This is a genomic window from Hoeflea sp. AS60, from assembly GCF_038900115.1.
Taxonomy (GTDB): Bacteria; Pseudomonadota; Alphaproteobacteria; order Rhizobiales; family Rhizobiaceae; genus Hoeflea.
The window spans coordinates 1,657,930-1,674,934 of record NZ_JBBMQP010000002.1; the positions used below are offsets into that span (position 1 = coordinate 1,657,930).

Consider the following 17,005-nt stretch of genomic DNA (forward strand, 5'->3'; position numbering starts at 1 on the left):
TGACAAGTATGACAGTCAAAACGACACGCCTGAGTAATGGCGTTACGGTTGTTACCGAGACGATGCCGCATCTTGAGAGCGTAGCTCTCGGTGTGTGGGTCAAATCAGGTTCTCGTGACGAAAACGCACAGGAACATGGTATCGCGCATCTGCTCGAGCACATGGCCTTCAAGGGAACCCACAAGCGTACGGCGCGGCAGATCGCCGAAGAAATCGAGAATGTCGGCGGTGAAGTCAACGCTGCAACATCGACGGAAACCACCGCCTATTACGCCCGGGTGCTCAAGGACAATGTGCCGCTCGCGGTGGATATCCTGCATGACATTCTGACAAATTCTGTTTTCGACGAAGCCGAGCTGACCCGCGAGAAGCACGTCATTCTTCAGGAGATCGGCGCTGCCAACGACACGCCGGACGATGTAGTCTACGACAAGTTCACCGAAGCGGCGTTCCGCGACCAGACCATCGGACGGCCGATCCTGGGAACGCCGGAAACGGTCAAGGCTTTCACACCTGACCAGATCCGCGCCTACCTTGCGCGCCACTACACCGGCGACCGTATCGTTGTGGTGGCTGCGGGCGCGGTGGATCACGATACATTCGTCAAGCTTGTCGACGACAGCTTCGGCCAAAGCATCAAGCCGACCGGAACGCTTCTGCGCACCATTCCAACCGCGAGCTACACCGGTGGCGATTATCGCGAAACGCGCGATCTTATGGACGCTCAGGTGCTGATCGGATTTGAAGGCCGCGCCTACCAGGTCCGGGATTTCTACTGCTCGCAGCTTCTGGCCAACATTCTGGGTGGCGGCATGTCATCGCGGCTGTTCCAGGAAGTCCGCGAGAAAAGAGGCCTCTGCTACTCGGTTTACGCCTTTCACTGGGGCTTTTCGGATTCAGGCCTGTTTGGCGTGCATGCAGCAACCGGCGCAGACGATCTGGCGGAGCTTGTTCCTGTCATTCTGTCTGAACTCGCGAAGACTGCCGATGGCGTTGAAGAGCAGGAGATCAGCCGGTCTCGGGCGCAAGTGCGGTCCGGCCTGTTGATGGCGCAGGAAAGCCCTGCGGCACGGGCGAGCCAGATCGCCCGCCAGATGCTGCTGTTCGGCAGACCGGTGAGCAATGAGGAACTGATGGAACGGCTGGCCAATCTGACACCGCAACGGTTGTCCGATCTTGCCGGGAAACTGTTCTTCGACACCCCGATCACGGTGTCGGCAATCGGGCCGGTGGACAACCTGCTGTCGGTTTCCGATATGGCTCAAACACTCGGTCAACACGGCGGGCGAACAGCCGCAGCCGAGTAAGCCCCAAGGATTGTCCCTGCCATGGCGCCTCCGGTGTTTCGATTCCGCAGCCGGACCCAGGAAGAGCTGCGGATCGAAGGGCAAAAAACCTTTCTGCGCAGCCCTGTCATCGGCGATTTTGCCGAATGGAGCCGGTTGCGTGCCGCAAGCCGATCTTTTCTCGAGCCCTGGGAACCACGCTGGCCCGAAGATGACCTGACCCGTAGCGCCTTCCGCTACAGGATCCGCCGTTATGAGTTGGATCGCGAAGCAGGCGCGACGCTGCCACTGTTTGTCTGCCTGAAGATGAATGGACGTATTGTCGGCGGGGCGACGGTGGGTTCAATCCGGCGCGGTGTGGCGGAATCCTGTTCGCTCGGCTACTGGATGGGAGAGCAGTATGCGGGCCAGGGCCTGATGAGCGATGCGCTTAAAGCACTCATTCCCCATGTCTTTGACAGGATGCAGTTGCACCGGATAGAGGCGGCCTGTATTCCGGACAATGCAAGGAGCCAGCGCCTCCTTGAAAAGGTCGGGTTTCAGCGCGAGGGATACTTGAACGGCTACCTGAAAATCAACGGCGCCTGGCGTGATCACCTGCTTTACGCGCTGATTGCCGAGGATTGGCAGTCTCTACGCGCGAAAGGACCCGGTTCCGGCGAATGAAATACGAATTCATTTTCAATCCCATCAGGCGTTTTGGGGCGTTGTCAGGCACTTGCGCTCAGGCAGCATTCGGCATGCTTTTTGTGTGCATGGTACTGGGCTTTGCGCCGGCGGCGCAGGCTATCGAGCCGGTCAAGATCAGCCGTGACGACACCGCGCTTGATCTGACGGCGACAACCGAGATCTACAAGCGCCGCGGCGAAGCTTTCCAGGTATCGACCGCAGCTGGTGCAGACGGGATTGTGCGCCGGATTGAAGTCCGTTCAAGTTCGCCGGAGCATTCAGGCGACTGGGCGGTGTTTGCCCTCGCCAATGTGACTGATGAGCAGATCGACCGGCTGATCGTGGCGCCGCATTTCAGGCTTGTCGGATCAGGCATGTTGTGGCCCGATCTCGGCTCGACCCGAATTCTCAGCATTACGCCGAGCGAAGGTTTTGCGCTCGACCAGGTTGAAAACAGCGAAGACGATGTCTTCCGCATCACCCTCAACCCTGGCACGGTCATCACCTTTGTTGCCGAACTCGCAGCACCAGAGCTGCCGCAGATCTACCTGTGGGAGCCGGATGCCTACAAGGACACGGTCAACGCCTATACGCTGTATCGCGGCATTGTTCTGGGGATTGCAGGTCTTCTGGCGGTTTTCCTGACCATCCTTTTTGTCGTCAAGGGCACATCGATGCTTCCGGCGACCGCGGCTCTTGCCTGGGCGGTGCTGGCCTATGTCTCGGTCGACTTCGGCTTTCTCTCCAAGCTCATCAGCGTGACGCCGGGTGATGAGCGAATATGGCGATCAGGAACCGAGGTGCTGCTGGCAACCGGCCTTGTGGTGTTCCTGTTCACCTATCTCAATCTCAATCGCTGGCACACCAACCTGTCCTATGTGACGGTCGCCTGGATTCTTGGCCTGGGCGGACTTTTTGCAGTGGCGATCTATGATCCGCCAATTGCGTCGGGCATTGCCCGGATGTCTTTTGCGGCCACGGCTGTCGCCGGTGTTGCGCTGATCGCCTATCTCGGCTTCAACCGGTATGACAGGGCGGTGATGCTGATCCCCACCTGGGCGCTGATATTGTGTTGGCTCTTCGGCGCTTGGGTCACGGTAACAGGGCAACTGGCCAATGACATTGTGCAGCCTGCACTTGGTGGCGGTCTGGTTCTTATCGTGCTGCTGATGGGCTTCACGGTCATGCAACACGCCTTTGCCGGCGGCGCCTATCACCAGGGCCTGTTCTCGGACATGGAGCGCCAGGCGATGGCACTGGCGGGATCCGGCGATACGGTCTGGGACTGGGACGTTGCCCGTGACCGGGTTGTCACCTCGCCCGACATGTCGCCACAGCTTGGCCTTTCGCCAGGTGCGCTTGCGGGCCCTGCCCGCAATTGGCTGCCGCGCATTCATGCAGACGACCGTGACAGATTCCGCACAACGCTTGATGTGCTGCTTGAGCACCGCAAGGGCCGGCTCAACCATCAGTTCAGGATGCGCGCCGAGGATGGACATTACCACTGGATGTCGCTGCGAGCCCGGCCCGTGCTTGGATCCAACAGCGAAGTCATCCGCTGTGTCGGAACCATCATCGATGTCACCGAGCAGAAGACCTCCGAAGACCGGCTGTTGCACAATGCCGTGCACGACAATCTGACCGGATTGCCAAACCGGCAATTGTTCCTCGACCGCCTGCAAACCGTGATCAGTCTGGCCGAGACCAATCCAAACGCCCGCCCAAGCGTGTTCATGATCGATCTAGACCGCTTCAAGCAGGTCAATGACAAGCTCGGCATGTCGGTCGGCGACACCATATTGCTGGCGTTGACTCGGCGGCTGAAACGACTGCTCAAGCCGCAAGACACGCTGGCACGGATTTCAGGTGACCAATTCGGACTGGTGCTCGTGTCTGAGCAAGAGGCGGTCAAGGTCGCCGCCCTCGCCGAAGCAATCTCCAAGGCGATCTCGGCGCCGATCGATTTTGCCGGGCAGGATATACGGCTCACGGCCTCGATCGGTCTGGTTACATGGGTGGAGAACAACGCCGTTCCCGACGACCTGATGAAGGACGCGGAGCTGGCGATGTATCAGGCCAAGCGTTTCGGCGGCAACCGGATCGAACCTTTCCGTCCGGCTTTCCGGACAGTCGGGTCAGACCGGCAGCGGCTCGAAAGCGATCTGCGGCGCGCACTGGAGCGAAACGAACTGACGCTGGTCTACCAGCCGATTGTCGAACTAAAGGATGCCGAGATTGCGGGTTTTGAAGCGCTTCTACGCTGGGAAGACCCAAAGCGCGGGACCGTTCCTCCATCAGAGTTCATTCCGGTGGCAGAAGCTTCCGACCTTATCCTTGAACTCGGTATGTATTCGCTCAAGCGGGCCGCCGAAGACCTCGCCACCTGGCAGACAGCCATAGGCGATATCCCGGTTTTCATGTCGGTCAACCTGTCGAGTGCGCAGTTGCTCAAGAGCGATTTGTGCAATGATGTGATCAAGGTTATTTCTGCAACACAGAACAAGCCGTCCCATTTCCGCCTCGAGCTCACCGAATCACTGGTGATGCACAATCCGCAGCAGGCGCTGATGACCCTGTCGCGGCTGGATGATGCCGGCATCGGGCTCACCCTCGACGATTTTGGCACGGGGCACTCATCGCTGTCTTATCTGACCCGTTTTCCGTTCAAGACCATAAAGATCGACAAGTCCCTGGTGGTCGACCAGTCCGACAAGGGCGGCATCCTGATCCGCTCGATCATCGATCTTGCCAAACATCTGGACATGCAGGTCGTTGCCGAGGGCGTTGCTTCCGAAAGCGACGCGATGAAGCTGTCGGAGATTGGCTGTGATTACGGACAGAGCTTCCTGTTCGGACCGCCAATCGGCTCGGACTCTGTTCAAAAGCTCCTAAGGGAGCGCTTTCCGGTGGCAAAGCCAAACTGACGCTGAAGTTTGATTGCCGCTTAACTGGCGGGCTCCCCTGCCCCAGGGGCCATTGCGAACCGGCTTGCATATCGGCCGCCTGAGACGTGTCTCAGGCGTGTCCCGCCTGATTGGACAGCATCGCCGGATGAATGCCCATATGGGCCAGAACACGGTCATATTTTCCGGAATGGTCCTGATCGAACACGAGATCGTCGCGTCCCGGGCAGCTTAGCCAGGTGTTGGCTGCGATCTCGTTTTCCAGTTGCCCGGGCGCCCAGCCTGCATAGCCAAGCAGCATGATACCGCGTTCGGGACCACGGCCCTCCTTGATGGCACGCAGGATATCCACGGTGGCCGTCAGGCAAAGATCGTCGGTCACCGGTATCGTCGACCCGCTCATGTAGTCATCGGAGTGAAGGACGAAACCACGGCCGGAATCCACCGGACCACCGAGCTGGATTGGAAAGTCCCGGGCGCTGTCTCCAGTGTTTTCCTTCAAGCCGTGATGATCGGTTGACTTGCCTTGGCTACCCAGATCGAGACTGTCGAGCAATTCGTGAAACTGAAGCGGTTGCGGCCGGTTTACAATGAAGCCCATGGCGCCATCATCAGAATGGGCACAGACAAAAATAACGCTGCGCTCGAAGCGCTCGTCGTTCATTCCCGGCATGGCAATCAGAAAATGGCCATCAAGACATCCCCTGTTGCCGCGGGACAACTTTTTTTCAATCCCGAACATGGATCAAGCCTAACAAGTTTCGGGGGTTTGGGAAGACCCATTAGGCAGATAGACACCTCGAATCTGGAATCCAGACACCGGTCACAGAAAAATGAGAAGCAGCACGGGTGTATTGATTGGATCTGGCTGCACCTGATCAGCTAGTATGACCCATGCTCAAACGAAGCTTCATTTCCGAGAAACGCCCATTGCTGCTTGGCCTTTTTGGTCAGGTGATAGCTCTTGCATTGAGTCTGGGGCCTGCATGGTCACTTGACAGTGGCTGGGCCGAAGCAGAGGGCGGACGCATGCGTCTGGTGATAGATCCCGTGACGCGGGACAACGGTACACTTGCCGGATTTCTGGACATTGATCTCGAGCCGGGCTGGAAGACCTATTGGCGCGATCCCGGCAGCGCCGGAATTCCGCCGATGCTGGACTTTTCGCAAAGCCAGGGCATCGCGTTCGAAGTGATGCACTTTCCCCCACCTGTGCGCGTTGATGATGGCTATGCAATCTGGGCTGGATATACCGCGCCGGTGCAGCTTCCGCTGATATTTAAGCTCACCGCATCGGGTGAGGCGCACATCCGGGCGCAGGCCTTTATCGGCATCTGCGAAAAGATCTGTGTTCCGTTCCAGGCTGAATTTATTATCGAAGTTCCGGCTGACATGGCCGCCGACCCCTCGGTGAGCCAAGCCGTAGACGCTGCATTTGCCCGCTTGCCCGCGGCAGCCGGAACAGATTTCAACATCGAAAAGGCTGTTGTGGACACGACCGGCAAGCAGCTCACCATTGCTGCAAGACTGCCCGCATTCCGGCCTTCGGGCGTTGCTCCGGAACTGTTTGTTGCCGGCCCCGAAGGCTTCGCCTTTGCGCCGCCCAAACTGACAAGCGACAACGATGGTCTGGCCGAGTGGTCGGTTCGCGTCGAGACGCCCTCTGGGATGGTCACAGAGGGCGACGCAGTCCCTCTCGACATCGTCGTGACACTCGGACAGCGCGCCGTGGAGCAGAGCGTTTCTGTCAGTCTTGTTGCGAAGAACTGATTCGCAGCTGGATTTCTTGAATGCAAGACTCGATATTTCCGCCGCAATCCCTAGATTGCAGCTGACATCAACGGCACACAAGGGAGCGCCGACATGACGATTTCTATTGGGGACAAACTTCCCGAAGCCACCTTCAAGGAGAAAACAGCTGACGGCATGACTGAAACAAAGGTCAGCGACCTTTTTGCCGGTAAAAAGGTCGTGCTGTTCGCGGTGCCAGGCGCATTTACGCCAACCTGCCACCTCAACCACCTGCCCGGCTATATCGAAAACCGCGATGCCATTCTGGCAAAGGGTGTCGACGATATCGCTGTGGTCTCCGTCAATGACGCCTTCGTCATGGGGGCCTGGGAAAAGGCCACCAATGGCACTGGCAAGCTGCGCTACCTTTCGGACTGGGACGCAAGCTTCACCAAGGCGATTGGCATGGAAGCCGATCTTTCGGCCGGCACGCTGGGGATTCGTTCAAAGCGCTATTCGATGATCGTCGAGGACGGTACCGTGACATCGTTCAATCTCGAGGAAACGCCCGGAACAGCAGTTACCTCCGGTGCTGCCGCTCTGCTCGAGCAGCTCTGATTTCCAAACCTAGATCAAATATCCAAACGGCGCCCTATCGGGGCGCCGTTCTGGTTTTGAAGGGCGCCATGCCCTCGCGTGCCAGTTCATCGGCACGCTCATTCTCCGCATGCCCGGCATGGCCCTTGACCCAGTGCCATTTGACCTTGTGACGCTGGTTTGCCTGATCCAGCGCCTGCCAAAGCTCGGCGTTCTTGACCGGCTTCTTGTCGGCAGTCTTCCAGCCGTTTTTCTTCCAGCCGAAAATCCACTTTGAAATGCCATCCATGACATATTTGCTGTCTGTGTGGAGATCCACTTCACAGGCGCTCTTCAGGGCATTGAGCGCCGAGATTGCCGCCAGCAGCTCCATGCGGTTGTTGGTCGTTTCCGCCTCGCCGCCCGACATTTCTTTCTGGGTCTCGCCGTGCCGAAGGATTGCGCCCCAGCCGCCAGGACCGGGATTGCCGGAACAGGCACCGTCGGTGAAAATGTCTACATGCTTCAAGATGTCAAATCCCTGGTGCGAAGACCATATTCCGAACCCGAGGCAACCTGGCTATGGAAGCGCAGCTTGCGGAGATACTCCAGCGGGTCCTTCTTGACCACCAGGGCGCCTTCGGGCGTGGTCAGCCAATCGTGCAGTCGTGTGAGGAAGAAGCGCAAGGCAGCACCTCGCGCCAGCAGCGGCAGCGCTTCCGCCTCGCGGGTGTCGAGCGGGCGGACGGAAGCGTAGCCATCGATCAGCGCCATGCCCTTGGTATGGTTGAACGCACCGTCCGGTTCAAAGCACCAGGCATTGAGACAGATGGCGACGTCGTAAGCGAAAAAATCGTTACAGGCGAAATAGAAGTCGATCAGCCCCGACAGGCGGTCTTCGATGAAAAACACGTTGTCGGGGAAGAGATCCGCATGGATCACACCTTCGGGCAGATTGCTCGGCCAGTCCTGCTCAAGGGTAGCCAGTTCCCGATCAATCTCGTCCCTCAATCCGGGCTGCACTTCATCGGCGCGTTCGCGCGAGCCCTCCCAAAGGGGGCGCCAATTGACCACCGTCAGTCCATTTACGCGCCGGATCGGGAAATCATTGCCGGCCACGTGCATGGCGGCCAAGGCGCGGCCGACTTCAAGGCAATGCGGCGCTTGCGGCTTGCGCAACCAGGCACCGTCAAGAAACGAGACCATTGCCGCGGGCCTGCCCGCCAGCTCACCAAGATGGCCCCCATCACGGCGTTCAATCGGCAGTGGGCAGCTCAAGCCCTTGAGCGAGAGATGATCCATAAGCCCGATGAAAAACGGCAAATCATCGCGATTGACCCGCTTTTCATAGAGCGTGAGGATATATGTGCCTTCACTGGTTTTAAGCAGGAAGTTGGAATTCTCCACCCCTTCCGCAATCCCCTTGTAGGACAGTAGCGTGCCGACATCATATTCTTCGAGGAACGCCTTGAGCTGGACCTCGTTGACATCCGTATAGACAGCCATGCTCAGCGCTCTCCGTTGACGAATGCCATGTCGGCATTGGTCAGATCGACGTCGCGAAGCTCCCGATTGACCAGGAAGTTTTCGGTTTCCTTCACGGTCTCCGCCAGTTCAATGCTGGCATCGAACCGGGCCTTGAAGGCGTCGATGATTTCGGCCACTACAACTTCAGGCGCAGAGGCGCCGGCGGACAATCCCAGAAGCCGGATGTCGCCGATGTCATCCCAGTCGATTTCATGAGCGCGCTGGAGAAGGATCGATTTCTTCGCCCCAGCCTTCAGCGCAACTTCCACAAGCCGCTTGGAATTGGATGAGTTGGGTGCACCAACAACCACGAACAGATCGCAGCCCGGCGCCGCCTGCTTGACCGCGTCCTGGCGATTGGTGGTGGCGTAGCAGATTGATTCAGCTGCCGGCGCGGTGATCTGCGGGAAGCGGGCATGAAGCCGGGCGATCACATCCGCCGTGTCATCCACCGACAGCGTCGTCTGGGTGACAAAACCAAGCATGGCAGGGTCAGCAGGTTCCAGAGCATCAACATCAGCCACGGTCTCCACCAGCGTCACCGCACCTGCAGGCAATTGCCCCATGGTGCCAATGACCTCTGGGTGCCCCTTGTGACCGATCAGCACGACATGTCGGCCCAGCCGCTCGTGCCGCATCGCCTGCTTGTGCACCTTGGAGACGAGCGGACAGGTGGCATCGAGATAGAACAGGTTGCGCGCTTCCGCATCTGCAGGCACTGACTTGGCGACGCCATGGGCTGAAAAGATGACAGGCTGGGCATGATGCTCAGCCGGTATTTCATCGAGCTCCTCGACAAAGATCGCGCCGAGCGTCTCCAGACCTTCGACAACAAAACGGTTGTGTACGATCTCATGGCGGACATAGACCGGCGCGCCATATTTCTTCAGCGCCAGCACCACGATCTGGATTGCACGATCAACCCCGGCGCAAAATCCGCGGGGGCCGCAAAGTCTGATTGTCAGCGGGGTTCGGTTCATTGGCTCATCAAGAGTTTCAGTCAGCACATTGTCAACCGGCAAGCAACACAACGATCAGCGCAATCGCGGCGGGCAGCGCCTGTATGACGAAGATCTTGCGCGAGGCTGTTGCGCCTCCATAAAGCCCGGCAACCAGAACACAGCCAAGGAAAAACAGCTTGAGCTGGAAGGCGACAGTCGCATCCGGATGGACCAGAGACCAGATCAGACCGGCTGCCAGGAAGCCATTGTAAAGACCCTGGTTCGCAGCCATGACCCTGGTCTGGGCTGCCTGCTCAGGCTTTGTGGCAAAGGCCTTCATGCCGCGTGGTGTTGTCCAGAGAAACATCTCCAGCACAAGAATATAGATGTGTTCGAGGGCGACCAATGCCACCAGAACCAAGGCCAGAATTGCCACCTGAGTTTCCCCTTCGTTTCATGTGTTTTATCCGGCTACCATGCCAGAGCGGTTGCGCGCCAGCCACGATCAGGATTTTCGCTTCAGCCAGCCAAAAACAGCTACACCTGCCAAAGCCAGCGCCAATCCATACCAGGTGATCGCATACTGGAGATGGCTGTTGGGCAAGTCGATAACGGTGACCCCGCCCCTTGGCAAGCCACCGGCGACAGGCGTCGAATCGGCATCCAAAAAGAAAGGCAGTACCTTGTCCGCCGGCAAATCGACAGACGCTGCCATTCGGTCGAGATCTTTCCAGTAGAAGATATTGCCTGCTTCGTCATTCTCGGGAACCATGAAGGACGGTTTTTCAGCCAGTTTGGCGCGTGCCAAGCCGTTGATCTGCTGCTCGCCGTCAATCAGGCTTTGTGGGCGGGTTGAGGCTTCCTTCCGATCGTATGGTACAAAGCCGCGATTGACGAAAAGGAAGCGGCCATCGCCGAGTTGGAGCGGCGTGTAGACATAGAATCCGGACTGGCCTTCAAAGGTCGCGAAAAAATGACGTTCCTTGTCATTGAGAAAACCACCAGACGCGCGGGCGGTTCGGTAGTCGATCGCTTCGCCAGCATCGAGCGCTGCTTCGATCGCACTCAGATCCGAAGGCTCCGCATTGCTGCGCTGTTCAATTGCTGCGAGAAGATCTTCTTTCCAGTACAGCCGCTTGACCTGCCAGGTCCCCAGGGAAATGAGAATGGCAAGTGCGACCGGCAGAAGCACCAGCCCGACCCAGAACCGCCGTTGGTGACGCTCAGGTTTCACTGACTCAACTTTAGCCACGATCAATCTGTCCCTCGGACGCGTTGTTGCGGTACTGAAGCGCGATCATCAGTCCCTTGAGAACGCGCAACAAGACCAGTGTCAGCACAGTTGAAAGCGGAATCCACATGATCAGATGCACCCACAGTGCAGGGCTGTAATTGACCTCGAGCCAGAGCGCGAGGCCGACAACGATAAAGCCGATGATCATGATGACAAAGACGGCGGGACCATCACCTGCATCGGCAAAGGAGTTGTCCAGACCGCAGACACCGCATTTCGGTTTGACATTGAGCAGGCCATTAAACAGAGCCCCGTCGCCGCAACGCGGACAACGGCCACGCAATCCGACTGACACCGGATCGACGGGAGGATAATGGGCCTCATCCTTGGTCATGCGTCGTCTCCTTTGTTGGGTCGAGATAAATTGAAGGGCTCAAATGCATGAGGCGGCAGGTTTCCCTGCCGCCCCACAGACTAACTTGATCCAGGCCGCTATCAGCCGTGGTAGATCGGCGCACCCCAGGATGCCCAGACGTAGATCGAGAAGAACAGGAACAACCAGACCACGTCAACGAAGTGCCAGTACCAGGCAGCAGCTTCAAAACCGAAATGCTGCTTGGGGGTGAAATCACCCTTCATTGCACGAATCAGGCAGACGATCAGGAAGATCGTGCCGATGAACACGTGGAAGCCGTGGAAGCCGGTGGCCATGTAGAAGGTGGCGCCGTAGATCGAATCCGAGAACGCATAAGGCGCATGGCCATATTCGTAGACCTGAACTGCCGAAAACAAGATGCCGAGCAAGATGGTCAGGATCAAACCATTGACCAGACCCTTGCGGTCACCATGCAGGAGCGCGTGGTGCGCCCAGGTGATCGTGGTGCCCGACAGCAGCAGGATGATGGTGTTGTAAAGCGGCAGGTGCAGCGGATCGAGGACCTCGATACCGGCTGGCGGCCACTGGCCGCCGGTGAAGGCAGCACGCGCCACTTGGTGCGCTTCATCGGGGAAAAGACTTGCGTCAAAGAAGGCCCAGAACCAGGCAACAAAGAACATCACTTCCGAGGCGATGAACATGATCATGCCATAGCGAAGGTGAATACCAACCACGCGCGTGTGGTGGCCTTCATGCGCTTCCCTGATGGTAGCGCCCCACCAGCCGAACATGGTGTAGAGAACTATAGCCAGACCGACAAGGAACATGACCGGATTGGCGATCGGAAGTCCCAGAAGCGAATCAGCTCCCTTCATTCCCTGCATCCAGCCGATGCCGCCAAGCGCCATGACGAGCGCGCCGACTGAACCTGTCAGCGGCCAAGGGCTCGGCGGAAGTATATGGTAGTCGTGGTTAGTTTGATGTGCGTCGGCCATGTCAGCTTTCCCCGATGGTCATCATTCATGCCCCGGACCACCCGTCCGGCGCAGTGTTGGTCTTACAAGGTATTCCTGTCTTGCACTGGCTCTGCCACCGCCGCAACCGGATTTTCCGGTGCATGAGGGAAGAACGTGTAAGACAGCGTGATTGTGTTGACATCCTTGGCGTCCAGATCGTCGACAATTGCCGGGTCGACGAAAAAGACAACAGGCATATCCATCTTCTCACCAGGCTTCAGCTCGTTCTCGGTGAAGCAGAAACACTGGATCTTGTTGAAATAGGCACCGGCGGACATCGGCGTGACGTTGAATGTCGCCTGGCCGTAGGTGGTCTGGTCGGATTTGTTTTCAGCCGTGTAGGAGATCTGGATGGTCTCGCCGATCTTGAGTTCAACCTCGCGCTGAACCGGCTTGAAGTCCCATGGCAGACCTGCGGCCACGTTCGAATCGAAGCGGACCCTGATCGTGCGGTCCAGGATCGTGTCGGACATCTGCTCGACCCGCTGCGTGGTGCCACCGTAACCGGTGACCTGGCAGAACAGCTGGTAGAGTGGAACGGCAGCATAGCTTACGCCAACCATCGATGCCACGAACGCAGAGCATGCAACGACGATGCGCATGTTCGTGCTGGTCTTTCTGGCTTCAGTCGGCTTCTCGCTCATCGTCTCTTCCTCACATAGGCCGGTCGAAGATGCCAGGGCCGACCTTGATGATCGTGACCACATAGAACATCACTGCCAGGACAGCCAGGACCACGCCAAGCGCTACAGAGCGCGAGCGTCGCGCCTTCTTCTGCTGTTCGGTGAGTTCAACTTCATCCATGATTATACCACCAGACCGAAGAATTTCGCCACCAGCGCATCAACCAGAAGTGCAGTGAAAATAGCGAAAAGATAGAGAAGTGAGTAGCCAAACAGCTTCTTGGCCGGGATCATCTTCTTGTCCCCGTCCGGCATGCGCCAGACCTGAATGGAATACCAGATGAAAGCCGCGCCGAGCACTGCGGCGATGACGCCATAGGCGATACCGGCGAAGCCCATGAGGGTTGGAACTACACCGCTTATCGCCGTCAGCACGGCGTACAGGACGATCTGGTTCTTGGTTGTGCGCTCGCCTGCAACATTGGGCAGCATCGGGACACCGGCGCGGCCGTAATCCTCGGACTTGAACAGCGCCAGGGCCCAGAAATGGGCCGGGGTCCAGAGAAAGACGATGGCAAAAAGTGCAATGCTTTCGAGCGAGATCGAATTGGTGACGCAGGCCCAACCGATGATCGGTGGAAACGCGCCTGCAGCGCCGCCGATGACGATATTCTGCGGCGTCGAGCGCTTCAGCCACATCGTGTAGACGACGGCATAGAAGAAAATGGTGAAGGCGAGCAGGCCAGCCGAGAGCCAGTTGACCATCAGGCCAAGCGTCGCCACCGAAAACACCGACAGAAACAGGCCAAAAGCCAATGTCGTTTCAGAAGAAATGCGGCCCGCGGGAATGGGGCGTTTTGCGGTTCGGCCCATCAAAAGGTCGATGTCGGCGTCGTACCACATGTTGAGCGCGCCGGATGCCCCGCCGCCAACAGCGATTGCCAGAATTGCAATAAAGCCGATCACCGGATGGATCTCACCGGGCGCCATCAGCAGACCGACCAGGGCGGTGAAGACAACCAGCGACATGACACGCGGCTTCAGCAGCGCGAAGAAATCACGCGCATCGCCATCGAGAACAGCCGCCGAAGCCGGCGCGGTCATAGCATCATGTTCGTTGGTCATTGCCATTGGCAAATTGCCTTTCTGTGAACTCCGGGTCTACCGGGTCCCGCAATCGGGGACCGGACACTCATGTCCGGTTGCAAGCATCAGACCGCCGGACGAACCCGGCGGTCTGGATTGAGTGCTGTCTGCGCAGATTTACTTGATGCGCGGCAGCTTTTCCCACTGGTGGTATGGCGGCGGCGAAGACAGCTGCCATTCCAGAGTGGTGGCACCCTCACCCCAGGGATTGTCGCCAGCAATGCGCTTCTTGGCGAAGGCTTCCCATACACCGTAGAGGAAGAACAGCACACCGATGCCGGAGATGTACGAACCGTAGGACGACACAGCGTTCCAGCCGGCGAATGCATCAGGATAGTCGATGTAGCGGCGCGGCATGCCGGCCAGACCGAGGAAGTGCTGCGGGAAGAACACCAGGTTCACGCCGACGAAGGTGACCCAGAAGTGGATACGGGCAACCGTCGAATTGTACATGTATCCGGTCATCTTCGGGAACCAGTAATACCAGCCGGCGAAAATGGCGAACACTGCACCCAGCGACAGAACGTAGTGGAAGTGGGCAACCACATAGTAGGTGTCGTGCATGGCGCGGTCGAGGCCTGCGTTGGCCAGCTGAACACCGGTCACGCCACCAAGTGTGAACAGGAAGATGAAGCCGACCGCCCAGAGCATGGGTGCGCGGAAGCTGATCGAGCCGCCCCACATCGTTGCAATCCAGGAGAAGATCTTCACGCCCGTCGGAACCGCAATCACCATGGTGGCGAAGACGAAGTAGCGCTGCGTGTTGAGCGACAAGCCGACCGTGTACATGTGGTGAGCCCACACGATGAAGCCGACTGCACCGATTGCAACCATCGCATAAGCCATGCCGAGGTAACCAAAAACCGGCTTGCGCGAGAAGGTCGAGATGATGTGGCTGACAATGCCGAATGCCGGCAGGATCAGAATGTAGACTTCCGGGTGACCGAAGAACCAGAACAGGTGCTGGAACAGGATCGGGTCGCCGCCACCTTCAGGAGCGAAGAATGCGGTACCGAAGTTACGGTCGGTGAGAAGCATGGTGATGCCGCCAGCCAGAACAGGCAGGGAGAGCAGCAGCAGGAATGCGGTGATCAGCACCGACCAGGCAAACAACGGCATCTTGTGCAGGGTCATGCCCGGCGCACGCATGTTGAAGATGGTGGTGATGAAGTTGATCGCACCCAGGATCGACGATGCACCAGCCACGTGCAGCGAAAGGATCGCGAAATCCATCGCAGGACCAGGCTGTCCGGTCGTCGAAAGCGGCGGGTAGATTGTCCAGCCGCCACCGGTTCCGTACCCGCCGGCAGGACCTTCGACGAACATCGAAAGCAGCAGCAGAATGAAAGCGGGAGGAAGCAGCCAGAACGAGATGTTGTTCATGCGCGGGAACGCCATATCAGGCGCGCCGATCATGATCGGAACCATCCAGTTGGCAAAGCCGCCGATCAGGGCAGGCATGACCATGAAGAAGATCATGATCAGGCCGTGAGCGGTGGTGAACACATTGTACATGTGCTTGCCGCCGTCGATGGCCGCATCGCCTTCGAAACCGTAGACCATTGCAGCCAGTCCGTGGAAGATCTGGATGCCAGGCTCCTGAAGTTCCATGCGCATGGCAATTGACAGCAGACCACCGACAATGCCCGCCATGATCGCGAAGATCAGGTAGAGCGTGCCGATGTCCTTGTGGTTGGTGGAATACATCCAGCGACGCACAAAGCCCTTGGGCTTGTGGTCGTGGTCGTCGTGAGCGACAGTTGAACCGGCCATTGGTCTCAGTCCCCTCTCTTAATTCTTGACGTTGGCTGCGACATCGACCGACTTGGCGTCGGATTCAATGGCGGCAACCAGGTTGCGATTGGCGGCTTCGATATCGTCAGCCGCGCCAGCAAGCCAGGCATCGAACTGGTCCTGGGCAACCACACGGATCGCGATCGGCATGTAGGCGTGGTCCTTGCCGCAAAGCTCGGAGCACTGACCGTAATACAGGCCCTCGGCTTCAGCCTTGAACCAGGTCTCGTTGAGACGACCAGGAACCGCATCCATCTTGACGCCGAACGCAGGCATCGCAAAGGAGTGCAGAACGTCTGCAGCCGTTACCAGCAAGCGAACCGTCTTGCCGACAGGCACAACGAATTCGTTGTCAACGGTGAGGAGGCGCGGGTAGACCGCCCGATCTTCCTTGCCAGCATCAGCGCGGTCGCCATCCTGCATCATCAGAGAGTCAAACGAGACTTCGTTTTCTGTCTGATACTCGTAGCCCCAGTACCACTGGTAACCCGTCGCCTTGACCGTGTAGTCAGCGGTCGGCGGCGAATACTGGGCGGTCAGCAGGTTGAAGGACGGAATAGCGAGCGCCAGCAGGATGACCACAGGACCAAGCGTCCATACTACCTCGATAAGCGAGTTATGGCTGGTCTTGGAGGGATTGGGATTGGCTCCAGCGCGGAACTTCACCATCACGTAGACCAGAAGTGCCAGCACGAAGAGTGTGATCGGCACGATAAACCAGAGTGTGTAGGTTTCAAAACTACGGATCTGGCTCATGATTTCAGTTGCGGCAGGCTGGAAGCCCATTTGCCATTCAACCGGCTGCGCTGCCAAAGCGGGGCTGGCGCCCAGCGAAACGAGCGCGGCAAGCCCTGCAGAAAGCTTGTTGGTCACGTTATGTCTCCCTCGAGTATCGTACCGCCTGCGTGACCAGACGGAATCCCTCAATTTGATTGGCGCTTCAAACCACAGAATGACATCGCCCGCAACTGTCGTCACCTGTTGATCATGCGGCATTTTTGCGCGGTCTTTATAAAGCGACGGATTTGACAGGCGAAATTCAACCCCAAAGCCCATTTTCTTGAGATTTCAGCCCTCGGCCGGTCTTTTGCTGCGAGCGTTTTCGCACAAGCGTCTTAACAATGATCAGCCAGCTTAGCCTCAAAGCCGCATTTTCGCCGCACAAAACAGCAGAGAATGACAT

The 17,005-nt window shown here is 58.0% G+C and carries 18 protein-coding genes; 5 read left to right on the top strand and 13 right to left on the bottom strand.

Annotated features, from left to right (window positions below; all coding sequences use genetic code 11):
• Nucleotides 1-8: 8 nt before the first annotated feature.
• From WNZ14_RS18350 to WNZ14_RS18360, 3 genes are all read left to right on the top strand, one after another.
• Nucleotides 9-1,307, top strand: coding sequence for a pitrilysin family protein (locus WNZ14_RS18350; RefSeq protein ID WP_342870059.1), 1,299 nt, complete (start codon nt 9-11; stop codon nt 1,305-1,307).
• A 21-nt stretch (nt 1,308-1,328) separates the two neighbouring features.
• Nucleotides 1,329-1,952 (top strand): GNAT family protein, encoded by a 624-nt coding sequence (locus WNZ14_RS18355; RefSeq protein WP_342870060.1) that lies wholly within the window; start codon nt 1,329-1,331, stop codon nt 1,950-1,952.
• 74 nt (nt 1,953-2,026) lie between these two features.
• Complete coding sequence (locus WNZ14_RS18360) at nt 2,027-4,879, top strand: EAL domain-containing protein (RefSeq protein WP_342870277.1); 2,853 nt, start codon at nt 2,027-2,029, stop codon at nt 4,877-4,879.
• Between the two features lie 91 nt (nt 4,880-4,970).
• Here WNZ14_RS18360 and WNZ14_RS18365 read toward each other — a convergent pair whose 3' ends face one another.
• Nucleotides 4,971-5,600, bottom strand: coding sequence for a YqgE/AlgH family protein (locus WNZ14_RS18365; protein WP_342870061.1), 630 nt, complete (start codon nt 5,598-5,600; stop codon nt 4,971-4,973).
• Between the two features lie 152 nt (nt 5,601-5,752).
• Here WNZ14_RS18365 and WNZ14_RS18370 point away from each other — a divergent pair, with 152 nt between their 5' ends.
• Nucleotides 5,753-6,628 carry a protein-disulfide reductase DsbD domain-containing protein gene (locus WNZ14_RS18370; RefSeq protein WP_342870062.1) on the top strand — a complete coding sequence of 292 codons (876 nt, stop codon included), beginning with the start codon at nt 5,753-5,755 and terminating at the stop codon, nt 6,626-6,628.
• A gap of 93 nt (nt 6,629-6,721) precedes the next feature.
• The gene (locus tag WNZ14_RS18375; protein ID WP_342870063.1) at nt 6,722-7,207 is read left to right on the top strand and encodes a peroxiredoxin; all 486 of its coding nucleotides are present in this window, start codon (nt 6,722-6,724) and stop codon (nt 7,205-7,207) included.
• 34 nt (nt 7,208-7,241) lie between these two features.
• On the opposite strand, the gene rnhA is transcribed toward WNZ14_RS18375, so the two are convergent.
• The 12 genes from rnhA to coxB all read right to left on the bottom strand — a co-directional run bounded on the left by rnhA (nt 7,242) and on the right by coxB (nt 16,695).
• The gene (rnhA, locus tag WNZ14_RS18380; protein ID WP_342870064.1) at nt 7,242-7,694 is read right to left on the bottom strand and encodes a ribonuclease HI; all 453 of its coding nucleotides are present in this window, start codon (nt 7,692-7,694) and stop codon (nt 7,242-7,244) included.
• Nucleotides 7,691-8,671: a homoserine kinase gene (locus WNZ14_RS18385; protein ID WP_342870065.1), complete on the bottom strand. Its 981-nt coding sequence runs from the start codon at nt 8,669-8,671 to the stop codon at nt 7,691-7,693. Before WNZ14_RS18385 ends, rnhA begins: the two co-directional genes overlap by 4 nt.
• Nucleotides 8,672-8,673: 2 nt before the next feature.
• Entirely contained in the window at nt 8,674-9,672 is a 999-nt protein-coding gene (gene ispH / locus WNZ14_RS18390) for a 4-hydroxy-3-methylbut-2-enyl diphosphate reductase (RefSeq protein ID WP_342870066.1), read from the bottom strand.
• 31 nt (nt 9,673-9,703) lie between these two features.
• Complete coding sequence (locus tag WNZ14_RS18395; RefSeq protein ID WP_342870067.1) at nt 9,704-10,069, bottom strand: DUF1304 domain-containing protein; 366 nt, start codon at nt 10,067-10,069, stop codon at nt 9,704-9,706.
• Between the two features lie 69 nt (nt 10,070-10,138).
• Nucleotides 10,139-10,867, bottom strand: a complete 729-nt coding sequence (locus WNZ14_RS18400; RefSeq protein ID WP_342870278.1) for an SURF1 family protein — start codon at nt 10,865-10,867, stop codon at nt 10,139-10,141.
• 10 nt (nt 10,868-10,877) lie between these two features.
• A complete protein-coding gene (locus WNZ14_RS18405; RefSeq protein WP_342870068.1) occupies nt 10,878-11,261 on the bottom strand; it encodes a DUF983 domain-containing protein in 384 nt (127 codons plus the stop codon).
• 101 nt (nt 11,262-11,362) lie between these two features.
• Entirely contained in the window at nt 11,363-12,238 is an 876-nt protein-coding gene (locus WNZ14_RS18410) for a cytochrome c oxidase subunit 3 (protein WP_342870069.1), read from the bottom strand.
• A gap of 62 nt (nt 12,239-12,300) precedes the next feature.
• On the bottom strand, nt 12,301-12,903 hold the full coding sequence (locus WNZ14_RS18415; RefSeq protein WP_342870070.1) for a cytochrome c oxidase assembly protein: 603 nt from the start codon (nt 12,901-12,903) through the stop codon (nt 12,301-12,303).
• 10 nt (nt 12,904-12,913) lie between these two features.
• The gene (locus tag WNZ14_RS18420; RefSeq protein WP_342870071.1) at nt 12,914-13,063 is read right to left on the bottom strand and encodes a hypothetical protein; all 150 of its coding nucleotides are present in this window, start codon (nt 13,061-13,063) and stop codon (nt 12,914-12,916) included.
• 2 nt (nt 13,064-13,065) lie between these two features.
• Entirely contained in the window at nt 13,066-14,007 is a 942-nt protein-coding gene (locus tag WNZ14_RS18425) for a heme o synthase (protein ID WP_342870279.1), read from the bottom strand.
• Nucleotides 14,008-14,145: 138 nt separating this feature from the next.
• The gene (gene ctaD / locus WNZ14_RS18430; RefSeq protein WP_342870072.1) at nt 14,146-15,801 is read right to left on the bottom strand and encodes a cytochrome c oxidase subunit I; all 1,656 of its coding nucleotides are present in this window, start codon (nt 15,799-15,801) and stop codon (nt 14,146-14,148) included.
• 18 nt (nt 15,802-15,819) lie between these two features.
• Complete coding sequence (coxB, locus tag WNZ14_RS18435) at nt 15,820-16,695, bottom strand: cytochrome c oxidase subunit II (RefSeq protein WP_342870073.1); 876 nt, start codon at nt 16,693-16,695, stop codon at nt 15,820-15,822.
• Between the last annotated feature and the right edge of the window lie 310 nt (nt 16,696-17,005).